Origin of the sequence: Bacillus sp. FSL P4-0334 (assembly GCF_038004825.1) — a bacterium.
GTDB lineage: Bacteria > Bacillota > Bacilli > Bacillales > Bacillaceae > Bacillus > Bacillus velezensis.
In genome coordinates, this window is sequence record NZ_JBBORX010000001.1 from 2,850,125 (window position 1) to 2,863,563 (window position 13,439).

At 50.4% G+C, this 13,439-nt stretch carries 1 protein-coding gene; it reads left to right on the forward strand.

Going from position 1 to position 13,439, the window contains the following annotated elements; all coding sequences use genetic code 11:
- Complete coding sequence (locus NSQ37_RS14495; RefSeq protein ID WP_326364936.1) at positions 1–13,428, forward strand: type I polyketide synthase; 13,428 nt, start codon at positions 1–3, stop codon at positions 13,426–13,428.
- Positions 13,429–13,439 lie beyond the last annotated feature (11 nt).

A 13,439-nucleotide genomic window follows, 5' to 3' on the forward strand; every position in this document is an offset into this window, starting at 1 on the left:
GTGAAGAACTTCAATAAGCAAATCACTTTATCGCTGAAAAATCCGTTTATTTTACATCATGACGTTTACGGACAAAAAGTCCTTCCGGGATTGGCTTATATTGATATGTTTTATCAGATTTTCAAAGAGCGCGGCTATTCATACGACGGGCTTCAGCTGCGCCATTTATCCATATATCAGCCGCTTATTGCGAAAGAAGACAGCGCCGTCAAGCTTACGGTTGAATGTACAAAGGTAAAAGAAGGGCGCTGGAAACTTACCGCAAAAGGGGCTGAGGTCAGCGGCGGACGAGTACAGCCGGAAGAACGTATTTACGTCAAAGCGGAAATGCACGAGACGGCACCCGCAATTTTCAGTGACACGCTTGATCTTGACTCTGTCAAACGCGGGGCGGAACGCACCATCGATTTAAATGAGCTTTATGCACAATGCAGAAGCCAGGAATTGGTTCACAGCGGATATATGAAAGCAGAAGGAGAAGTGTTTTCCGAGCGAGACGGCGTCACCTTTGATGTATCGCTCGGAAAAGACGCGATGGGACAGGCCGGAGGGTTTTTGTTCCATCCGACTCTTCTTGACGGAAGCGGCGTCGGCGCAAACCTATTGATCTCATCGCTGTTAAACGGGGAAAAGAGGCTGTTTCTGCCTCTTTTCTACGAATCTTTTACAGCTTCCGAACCTTTGCAGGCCGGCTGCATCACGAGAATCAAACGTTCGTCGCTTCGGCAGGAAAAGGAGCTCATTTACATTACACTGGAGTTTTTTAACGCATCCGGCCGGAAAGTAGCCGAGCTGAAAGATTTCACAAGCAAGCTCGTGCGGGATGCCGAGCTGATCAATACAGAACGAAAGACTGCTGAGAAGTCTCCTGAAAAAGCCGGTTTACCGGAAGTTGCGGCATCGCTTGAAGGCGGACACCCGCATGAGGAAGCAGAGAGGTATGTCATGAATTTGATGGCGGAAAAAATCGGCAAGCCGCTTGAACAGATTGATTCTCAAGTCGGCTACTATGAAATGGGGCTGACATCGTCCGGACTGCTTGACGTCGTCGAAACGATCAGCGAAAAAATCGGCGAAACCCTTTCTCCGACTTTGCTGTTTGAATATACGACGGCAGCAGAGCTGGCGGCTTTCCTGACTGAGCAGTACGGGAGCCATTTCAGCGCGCCTCCGGCAAAAATGGCGAAGCCGGTTGAGCCGCAAACAGAAAACAGGCGGAAAAGCAGTGTTCCGCAAGATGAAGATATCGCGATTATCGGCATGGCCGGCCGCTATCCGCAGGCCGAAAATATTCATGAATTCTGGGAAAACCTGAAAGAAGGAAAAAACTGTGTCACCGAAATTCCGGAGTCTCGCTGGGACTGGCGCCGGTTTGAAAATGTAAAGTCGCCTTCCGGAAAGAGCATTTCAAAATGGGGCGGATTTATTGATGATACGGATTGCTTTGATCCCCAATTTTTCCGGATTACGCCGCGGGAAGCTGAAACAATGGACCCTCAGGAACGGCTGTTTTTACAAACATGCTGGGAAACGATTGAGGATGCCGGATATACGCCGAAGTCGCTCGCAGAGGCGCGCGGACGGAATAAGAGACAGCGCGTCGGCGTCTTCGCAGGGGTGATGCATAAGGATTATACGTTGGTCGGGGCTGAAGCTTCTTCTGAAGATCATGTATTCCCGCTTTCTCTTAATTATGCGCAAATCGCAAACAGAGTTTCATATTTTTGCAATTTTCACGGGCCGAGCATGGCGGTCGATACGGTCTGTTCATCTTCGCTGACTGCGGTTCACCTTGCTGCGGAAAGCATTCGGCGCGGGGAATGTGAATCGGCGGTTGCCGGAGGCGTCAACTTGTCGCTGCATCCGAATAAATATCTGACATACGGTTTATGGGACATGTTTTCAACAGACGGGGTTTGTCATACATTCGGGAAAGACGGAGACGGCTATGTACCGGCTGAAGGAATCGGTGCCGTGTTATTAAAACCGCTGCGAGAGGCGGTAAAAGACGGCGACCGGATTTATGCGGTGATAAAGGGCAGTGCCGTCAATCACGTGGGGACAGTGAGCGGAATTTCCGTGCCGAGTCCTGTCGCGCAGGCTGATTTGATTGAAGAATGCCTGGACAAAGCGGGCATCGATCCGCGCACGGTCAGTTATATTGAGGCGCACGGGACGGGAACTTCTCTCGGCGATCCGATCGAGGTTCAAGGCCTTGTCAAGGCGTTCCGCCAGTACACACAGGACAAACAGTTCTGTTCGATCGGATCAGTGAAGTCCAATATCGGCCATGCGGAATCGGCTGCGGGCATCAGCGGCTTAAGCAAGGTTGCCCTGCAGCTTCACCATAAAACTTTGGTGCCGTCTCTTCATTCGGAGGAGCTGAATCCGTATTTAGATTTTGAACAATCACCGTTTTACGTCCAGCATCATACCGAAGCATGGCAGCAGCCATCAGTGACGGAAAACGGAACCGAAACCGTATATCCCCGGCGTGCGGGCATCAGCTCTTTCGGGGCGACAGGTTCAAACGTGCATCTCATTCTGGAGGAATTTATCCCTGAAGAATCACACGGAACAAATGCTGAACCGGCAGAAGAACAGACATTCATTTTCCCGGTTTCAGCCCGGAATGAAGAACGGCTAAAAGAGTATGTTGCGAAGCTGTCTGCATTTATTCATCCCGGCCTGCCGCTTGAGGATGCGGCGTATACACTTCAGATCGGCCGTGAACAGATGGAGGAGCGGGTTGCGTTCACCGCTCAGAATATGACACAGCTCAAAGAGCGGCTGGAAGGCTTTCTGGCGGGTAAAACGGTCAGCGGGTGCTGGCGGAACCGAGCCGATAAAAGCAAACAGGCAGAGCTTGCTCCGGACTTGATACATAAATGGCTTTCTTCCGGGAGTCTGGAGATGATTGCCGAAAAGTGGGCCGGCGGAGGAACGATGGATTGGAATCTCTTATACGGAGAAAACAACCCGAATCGGATCAGCCTGCCGACGTATCCGTTTGAAAAAATCCGGTATTGGGTGCCGAAGGCGGAGAAAAGAGAATCGCTGCCGCAAAAAAATGCAGGCATGCTGCATCCGCTCCTGCATGAAAATGTATCAAACATGTCAGGCGTCCGTTTTCGGTCCTCGTTTAGCGGCGGAGAGTTTTTCCTGAAAGATCACGTCGTCAAAAACGAGCGGACGTTACCGGGCGCGGCTTATCTGGAAATGGTCCGGGCGGCCGTTGAACATGCGGCAGAAACGAAGGAAGAAGGAACAGTCCGTCTGAAACATGTCGTATGGATACGTCCGTTTACAGCGGCGGATGAGTCCGCAGAACTGTATCTCCGCCTTTATGACGAAGAAAATGGAGAGATGGGATTTACGGTTTACAGTGAATCGGCTTCCTCGGAAGAAGAACCCGTACTCTATGCGCAAGGAAGCGCAGCGTTTGTCCGAGCGGGCGAACCGGTCAAAATCGAGATTGACAAATTAAGAGAGTCACGCCGTCTGATCACACCTGACGCTTGCTATCAGGCATACAAACAGATGGGGATTGAATACGGGGATGCTCACAAAGCGGTCACGGAAATCTATGCAAAAGACAGCGAAGTGCTCGCGAAGCTCTCACTCCCGTCATCTATTTCTCATACAAAAGATCAGTTTGTCCTCCATCCGAGCCTTTTGGATGCGGCCTTCCACGCGACAATCGGGTTAATGCTTGACAGAGACGGGACTGACATACGGCCGATGCTGCCGTTTGCTCTCGAACAGATTGATGTGTTGAAAAGCTGTAAAAGCGATATGTGGGTTTCCATTGCGTACAGCGGCGAAAGTAAGCCTGAAGATGCCGTGCAGAAGCTGGATATTGATGTATGTGACGAACAAGGCAATGTATGTGTGAAAATGACTGGTTATTCCGCACGGGAAATTGAAACGGATAAAACAGATACACTATTTTTTGAACACGTATGGGAAGAGAAGGCCGCTGTACATGAAGAAGCGCCGATCCATTTCAAAGCCCGTCACGTGATGATATCTGACCGGTTTACGGATCAAATGAACAGCATACAGACAGACTTCAGCTGTCATGTGCTCCGTGATCAGCATAAGAGTGAAGACGAACGGTTTGAAGCTTGTGCGCTTCAGGCGTTCGAAGAAGTGAAGAAAATCCTCGCTTCAAATTCCGGCGGGCGCGAGCTCATTCAGATTGTCGTGCCTCAAGAAGCGGATACGCAGCTCCTTTGCGGCTTAACGGGGCTTTTGAAAACAGCGGCGCTTGAAAACCCGAACTTGACCGGCCAGCTGATTGAATTGGAGCCGGACGTCAAGGCAGACACGCTGTCCCGATATGTAAAAGAATGCAGCGCTCAACCTGATGACAAGCATATTCGCTATGAAAACGGCAAGCGCTATACGGCACAATGGCAGGAAACAGGGCTTGAACAGTTCGGCGCCGAAAAGCCGTGGAAGGATAAAGGTGTTTATCTGATCACAGGCGGTGCGGGCGGACTCGGATTTTTATTCGCCAAAGAAATCGCCCGGCATGCAAAAGACGCCGTTCTTATTTTAACGGGGCGTTCTCTGTTGGATAACCGTAAAAAAGCCCAGCTTCAAGAACTGTCCGATCTCGGCGCGCAAGCCGTGTACAAACAAACGGACATAACGGAAAAACAAGAAGTTCAATCGCTCACAGCGGACATCTGTCGGCAGTACGGCGGATTAAACGGTATCATACACAGCGCCGGAACGATAAAAGACAACTATATTCTGAAAAAACACAAAGATGAAGTCCGTGATGTACTGGCGCCGAAAGTCTCCGGACTGGTTCATCTTGATGAAGCGGCAAAGGACATTGAGCTTGATTTTCTGATTCTTTTCTCTTCCGGAGCCGGAAGCGCCGGAAGCGCGGGCCAGGCTGATTATGCGATGGCCAATGCGTTTATGAACGCCTTCAGTGAAAAAAGAAACCGTAAAAAAGCCCGAAATGAACGCTATGGACATACCCTTTCAATCTGCTGGCCGCTTTGGAAAGACGGCGGCATGACGGTTGATGCTGAAACGGAAGCCATGCTGACAAAAGAAAGCGGCATGGTCCCTATGCAAACAGAAAACGGCATTCAGGCTTTATACCGCGGGTGGGCGGCAAACACATCCCAAGTCATGGTGACGGAAGGCTACGCCGCAAAAATCCGGGCGTTTCTGAAAAAATCAGCGGATGATCAGCCGGATAAGGGCAGCGAAACGGAAGAAACGGCAGGTCTTACAGCAGGCGGAGAGAACATGCTTGCAGAAAAAACGGAGCATTTCTTGAAACAAGTGCTTTCGGAAGTGACCAAACTTCCTGTCGGCAAAATTGATGCCAAGGCGCCTATGGAAGATTACGGAATTGATTCGATTATGATTATGCATTTGACGGGCCGGCTGGAAAAGAGCTTCGGCTCATTATCAAAAACATTGTTTTTCGAGTACCAGAATATCGAATCGCTGGCGCAGTATTTTATGAAAGCACACCGGGACACGCTGCTGGAAGTGACCGGGGTGAAAACAGAAGAAACCCCTGCAGCCAAACCAGCGCTGTCTGAGAAAGCGAAAGTAAAGCCCGTTTTCAAACGGAATGAAGGCAAAAAAGGCTTTGCGCAAGTCCGTCCGGACACGCGGAAAAATCAGCAGCTGACAGAGCGTGAAGATATCGCGATTATCGGTATATCAGGACGATATCCGCAGGCCGAAAATCTTCAGGAATTTTGGAAGAATTTGAGTGAAGGCACTGACTGCATAACCGAAATTCCAAACGATCGTTGGGATCACAGTCTTTATTACGACGCTGATAAAGATAAAGAAGGCAAGACGTACGGAAAATGGGGAGGATTTTTGAAAGACGTGGACAAATTTGATCCGCAATTCTTCTCTATTTCGCCCCGGGATGCAAAATTGATGGACCCGCAGGAGCGGTTATTCCTGCAATGTGTCTACGAAACGATGGAAGATGCCGGTTACACGCGCAAAAAGCTCACGGAAAAATCGGGTGATTTGCTTGGCGCCAATGTCGGTGTTTACGTCGGCGTCATGTACGAGGAATATCAGCTTTACGGAGCCGAAGAACAGGCGCGCGGTAAATCGCTTGCGCTGACCGGAAATCCGTCATCAATTGCGAACAGGGCTTCCTATGTATTCGGTTTTAACGGCCCGAGCATGGCTCTGGATACGATGTGCTCTTCTTCTTTAACAGCCATTCATCTGGCATGCCAAAGCTTGCGGATCGGGGAATGCGAAGCAGCATTTGCCGGGGGCGTCAATGTATCCGTTCATCCGAATAAATATTTGATGCTCGGCCAGAACAGATTTTTATCAAGCAAAGGCAGATGTGAAAGTTTCGGAGAAGGCGGGGACGGTTATGTGCCCGGTGAAGGAGTGGGCGCCGTACTCCTTAAGCCGCTTTCTAAAGCAAAAGCGGATGGTGATCATATTTACGGCCTGATCAAAGGAACGGCCGTGAACCATGATGGAAAAACAAACGGGTATTCCGTACCGAATCCGAACGCCCAAGCCGCGGTGATCAAACAGGCGTTAAAAGACGCGGGAACCGATCCGAGGGCGGTCAGCTACATCGAAGCCCACGGCACCGGGACTTCACTCGGCGATCCGATTGAAATCACGGGTCTGACAAAAGCCTTTTCAGAACAAACACAAGATAAACAGTTTTGTGCCATCGGCTCAGCGAAATCCAATATCGGCCACTGTGAAAGCGCCGCGGGCATCGCCGGGCTGACGAAGGTGCTCCTGCAAATGAAGCATAAGCAGCTCGCACCGTCATTGCATTCCCGGACGCTTAACCCGAATATTGATTTTCTCGCTACGCCGTTTAAAGTGCAGCAGACGCTTGAAGAGTGGAAAAGACCGGTCATAAATGAAAACGGAGTAAATAAAGAATTGCCGAGAACCGCGGGGCTTTCCTCATTCGGAGCCGGCGGCGTCAACGCTCATATCGTCATCGAAGAATATTCCGCTGATGAGGATAAGGAGACGGCTTTTGCCGCGCCTCATCCGTCGATGATCGTCCTTTCCGCGAAAAATGAGCAACGGCTTCAAAAACGGGCGAAACGTCTTCTTGATGCACTGCGGAGCGGGCGTTACCGGGAAGCGGATCTGAGCCGGATCGCATATACGCTTCAAATCGGCCGTGAACCGATGGAAGAGCGTCTCGGAATGATTGTCAGCAATTTGCGCGAGCTTGAAGAGAAGCTTGACGAATTTACGGGCGGCAAGGAGTCAATTGACCAGCTCTACCGCGGACAAGTCAAACAGAATAAAGACACGATGGCGCTGTTTACGGCTGATGAGGACATGGAAAAAACCATTGAGGCGTGGCTTGAAAAAGGCAAAGCCGCAAAGGTATTAGAGCTTTGGGTGAAGGGCCTTCCGCTGAATTGGGATAAGCTGTATCAAATGGGCAGACCGCAAAAAATCAGTCTTCCGGCCTACCCGTTTGCAAAAGACCGATATTGGATCGACATATCAGCAGATGCAGCTGTCAAAAGACCGGCCGAAACACAGTCTGCGCCGATCGCACCGGCGGCCGCCCCGGAACCGGTCATTGAAGTAACAACTCTTCACGACGAGACTGCCAAAGAAAAACCGTCAAACATTACACTGCAGACTTTGAGCGGCGCGAAACCGAAAAGAACCGTACAGTCTGTTTCCCGTCCGGCGGTTTCCGCTGAAAAAGTAAGTGCCGTATTGACCGAAAGTTTGGCAGACGTTTTATATATGGATGCCGACGATATCGACGCAGACGACACATTTATTGATATCGGCATGGATTCAATTACCGGTCTTGAATGGATAAAGTCTGTTAATAAAGCATACGGCACGTCCCTTACGGTGACGAAAGTATATGATTATCCGACAATCCGCCAGTTTGCGGCTTTCTTGCAAAAAGAGCTCGGGACAGAACCGATCCTTGAGGAAGCAACCGAACCGCAGAAAACAGAGGCCGTGAAAAAACCGTCAAACATCATGCTGCAGCCTTTAAACGCTCATAAGCAGCATGTGACACAAGCAGAAGCGGATATTCTGGAGGCGATGTCTGAAACGGCAGCTTCCGCCGAACCGGAAGAACCGATTGAAGCGGTGCATGACGAGTTATCAAAAGCACTGGCTGATGTATTGTACATGGAGCGGCATGAAGTAGATATTGATGAGGCCTTTATTGACTTGGGTATGGATTCGATTACCGGTCTTGAATGGATAAAGGCCGTCAATAAACGGTACGGCACGGACTGTAACGTAACGAAAGTGTATGATTATCCGACAATCCGTCAATTTGCCGATTTTCTGAGTACGCAGCCGTCTGTCCGCGGAAGAAAAAAACAGGCGGTTCCCGTACGTCCAAAGCCGCTTACGCAGCAACATGCCCCGCAGGAGAAAACACCTGCCGAGCCGGAGAGATTAACGGTTCAAAAGGAACCTGAACCGGTGCAGGCCAAACGGGAGCCTAAAGACGAGATAGCGGACGCGATAGCCATCGTCGGCATGTCGGGCAAGTACCCGGATGCGCCGGACCTAAAGACATATTGGGACAACTTAGCCCGTGCGAAAAACGCCATTCGCGACATCCCGCTTTCCCGCTGGGATGTAAACAAATACTATGATCCGGCCTTAAACAAGAAGGGCAAAGTATACTGCAGATCAATCGGTATGCTTGACGGCATTGAAGAGTTTGATCCGCTGTTCTTTAATATATCTCCGTCTGAAGCGGAACTTATGGACCCGCAGCACCGGATATTTTTACAGGAAGGTTTTAAAGCCTTTGAAGATGCGGGTTACAGCTCAAAAGAATTAAACGGGAAAAATTGCGGCGTTTATTTGGGGATTATGAACAATGAATACGGCATGATGTTAAACAAACATCAGACAGGAGGAAGCGCGACGGGCAACAGTTTCAGCATCGCGGCGGCCCGCCTGCCTTATTATCTCAATTTGAAAGGGCCGGCCATTCCGATCGATACGGCATGCTCTTCATCTCTCGTCGGGACTCATTTGGCGCGTCAGGCGCTGTTGAATCATGAAATTGACATGGCGCTTGTCGGCGGTGTGACCTTGTATTTAACGCCTGAATCATACATCAGCATGTGTGAAGCAGGAATGCTGTCTCCTGACGGCCAATGTAAAGCATTTGATAACAGTGCGAACGGATTTGTGCCTGGCGAAGGCGCGGGGGCGCTCGTTTTGAAGAGGCTGAAAGATGCGGAAGCCGAGCAAGACCATATTTACGGAGTCATTATCGGATCTGGAATTAACCAGGACGGAAAAACCAACGGCATTACCGCACCAAGCGCGAAAAGCCAAATGGATTTAGAGCGCCAAGTGTATGAAGCGCACAACATCCACCCTGAGAGCATCACCTATGCGGAAATGCACGGCACCGGCACAAAGCAGGGGGATCCGATTGAATTAGAAGCCCTGTCTTCTGTATTTAAGGAAAAAACGGATCGCAAACAATTTTGCGCCATCGGTTCGGTTAAATCGAATATTGGGCATACGTCGGCGGCGGCAGGTGTAGCAAGCGTCCAGAAGGTTCTGCTGTCGATGAAGCATCAGCAGCTTGTGCCGACCCTTCATTTCAGCACGCCGAATGAACATTTTGATTTCGATGACTCGCCTTTATTTGTCAATACCGAACTCAAACCTTGGGAAACAGGCGGAGCACCGCGGCGGGCCTGTGTCAGCTCATTCGGCTACAGCGGCACAAACGCTCATCTCGTTATCGAAGAGTATCAGCCGAAAGACCGGGGAAGCCGTAAGCCTGATGAGACAAACATTTTTGTGCTGTCGGCGAAAAAAGCGCCCCAGGTAAAAACCTATGCCGAGTCTGTGATCGAATTTGCAAAAGCCAATCAGAATATCAATCTTTCAGATATGGCGTACACGCTTCAAACCGGGCGTGATGCGATGGATTACCGTCTTGCGGTTACAGCCGGTTCGAGAGAAGAACTGATCAGCCGTTTAACCGATTTTGTAAACGGAAATACGGGTGAAGGGATATATGAAGCCCATATCAAAACGGCTAAAAAAGAACTCAAAGCATTTGAAACGGACGATGACCTGAAGCAGCTTGTGAGGTCATGGTTCGATAAGAAAAAATACGCCAAAATAGCGGAATTGTGGGCCAAAGGGCTTCAGATGGACTGGGACAGACTCTATCAAGGCGAAAAACCCCACAGAATCAGTCTGCCGGCTTACCCATTTGCGAAGGAGCCGTACTGGCTGCCTGAGCCGAAAGCCGTACCGCAGGAAACAGAAGACCGGCGCGAGGCTGTGCTTTTAGAAAAGCAATGGGTTCCGTGTGAGATCGATTCGGCCGGTGAGAAAAGCGGCAGGACGGTCATGATTCTGGCTGATGTAAGAACAGCGGAGCTAGCCGAAGAGACTGCAAAGCATTTCACTGACTCATTCATTCTCCCGGTCGATTCGGCTGACACTGCAGCTAGCGATTGGAATCACATAGATGGCGCAATCGATCTGACGGGATGCGGAGACGAAGACCCTTCACTGGAAGGGATCAGCCGGCTCCAGACTCTGATTGATACAAGCCGCCGGCAGGCGCGGCCGCTGACGCTGCTATATGTAACAAAAGGCTTGGAGCCATTTCAGCAGAAAACGATTCATCTTGCAGGAGCGGCAAAAAGCGGCCTGTACAGAATGCTTCAAAATGAGTATCAAAACGTGACGTCCAGACACATGGATGCCGATACAGATACGGATCAGCAGACGCTTGCCAAACAGATTGCAGATGAATTTGCGGCGGACAGCACAGAACCGGAAATCTGCCGCCGAAACGGACAGAGATACCGTGCTTTATTCAGGGAGATTCCAAGCGGGAAGCGAGCAGAACATAAGCCCGCACCGTTTCCTGAAGACCATGTGCTTTTCATTACCGGAGGCACGAGGGGACTGGGTCTCTTATGCGCCCGCCATTTCACAGAAAAACACGGCGTGAAAAAAGTAGTGCTGACAGGCAGGGAGCCGATTCCTCCCCGTCATAAACGGTCAGCCGTTAATACGAGGCTGAAAGAGAAGATACGGGCGATTGAAGAGCTTGAAGCAAAAGGAGTGCAAGTGGCGGTGATCAGTCTGAAATTGTCTGATCATGATGCGGCGGCAGCGGAAATTGAAACGATCCGGCGCACGATGGGACCGATCGGCGGCGTCATTCATTGTGCGGGATCTGTTAATTCAGTAAATCCGGCGTTTATCAGAAAGACTGCTGACGATATACAAGAAGTGCTGGAACCGAAAGTCGCAGGGCTTCAAACATTAAGCAGCCTTTTCACAAATGATCCTTTGCAATTTTTTGTCTTATTTTCTTCAGTATCTGCAGTCGTTCCGGCGCTCGCGGCGGGACAGTCGGATTATGCGATGGCAAATGCGTACATGGATTATTTCGCGGCGGCTCATCAGCATCAATATCCGCTGGTCAGTATTCAATGGCCGAACTGGAAGGAAACCGGATTGGGTGAAGTCCGCACAGAAAGCCTGAAGCAGACCGGGCTGCTGGGACTGTCCAACGCGGAAGGACTTGACTTGCTGGACCGTATTTTATCTGAAAACATCCGCCCGTCCGTTCTGCCGGCTATCATTGATCGGAGCGAATGGCATCCTGACAGGCTGCTCTGTCAAGAGAAAAAACAAAAAGAGACTGAAGCCGTAATAACCGGCAAAGCCGCTGAAAAACATTCAGACAGAGAACTGCTTCTTGATACGAAGGCGTGGCTTGTGAAACTGTTTTCCGATGAGCTGAAAATCGCTCCGGAAGAGCTGGAAACAGACGAACCGTTTCAGGATTACGGGGTTGATTCGATCATTTTAGCGCAGCTTTTACAGCAAATGAATCAAGCGCTCAAAGAGGACTTAGATCCGTCTGTTTTATATGAACATCCGACGATTGACGCGTTTGCCGAATGGCTTGTATCCAATGGACAGCCGCTGCTTGCAGAAAGGGAGGAACCGGATACAGAAATCTTGGTTCCGGCTGCCGTACAAACGGTTCATACTGAACAAAAGCGTGATGCCGTAACTGAAGACATTGCCGTCGTCGGAATGAGCTGCCGTTTTCCGGGAGCGGAATCGTTAGAACAATATTGGGACTTGCTGAGAAGCGGCAGGTCCGCAATCGGCTCCGTCCCGGCGGAACGTTTCGGATATGCAAATCAATACGTTGCGGGATTGATTGACAATATGGATCACTTTGATTCCGAATTCTTTTTCATTCCGGAAAACGACGCGAAAGCGATGGACCCTCAGGCATTGGCGGTGTTGGAAGAGAGCTTGAAACTTTGGTGCCATGCCGGCTATTCCCGTGAAGAAATCAAGGGTATAGAGGCCGGTGTGTATATCGGAGGCCGAAGCCAGCATCAGCCTGATCCTGAAATTCTTGCGAATACCCGCAACCCGATCGTTGCGGGCGGGCAGAATTATTTAGCGGCAAACGTTTCGCAATTTTTTGATCTGCGCGGGCCGAGCATCGTGCTTGATACGGCTTGTTCATCGGCTTTGACAGGAATGAACATGGCCGTTCAGGCACTGAGAAGCGGCGATATCAAAGCGGCGGTAGTTGGCGGCGTCAGCCTGCTGAACACGGATGCGGCGCACCGGATGTTCCAAGAGCGCGGGCTGTTAAACGAAAAGCCGGCATTTCACGTATTTGACAAGCGTTCAGGCGGAGTTGTCCTCGGTGAAGGCGTCGGCATGGTGCTGTTAAAAACAGTAAGCCAGGCGCAAAAAGACGGCGACACGATACACGCGGTCATTAAGGCTGCCGCCATGAACAATGACGGCAGAACGGCAGGCCCGTCAGCTCCTAATATGCAGGCGCAAAAAGACGTCATGCAAAGCGCGCTTTTCAAAAGCGGCAAAAAGCCGGAAGACATCAGTTATATCGAAGCAAACGGATCGGGTTCCGCTGTAACTGATTTGCTTGAGCTGAAGGCGATTCAATCCGTATACCGCTCTGGCCAGCATGTTCCGCTCGGCATCGGGTCAATTAAGCCGAACATCGGGCATCCGCTTTGCGCAGAAGGCATCGCAAGCTTCATTAAAGTCGTATTAATGCTGAAGCATAAACAAACGGTTCCGTTCCTCTCAGGAGATGAACCGATGCCGCATTTTGATATAACAAAGACAGATTTTCATTTTCATAAAACAGCCGGCGAATGGGATGCATCCAGACCGTCAGCAGCCATCAACTGCTTTGCCGACGGCGGAACGAACGCCCACGTCATTCTGGAAGCTTGGGAAGAAAAAGACACCCGAATGAAAAGAAAGCCGCTGCCGGTACCGTCATTAAGACGTAAGGCTCTGGTAAAAGAGCCTGACGCACCGGCGGAGAAACAAGAGCTTCCTGCGAAAAAAATGTTTTGGAAAGCATTTAAATGAGAGAGGAGTGG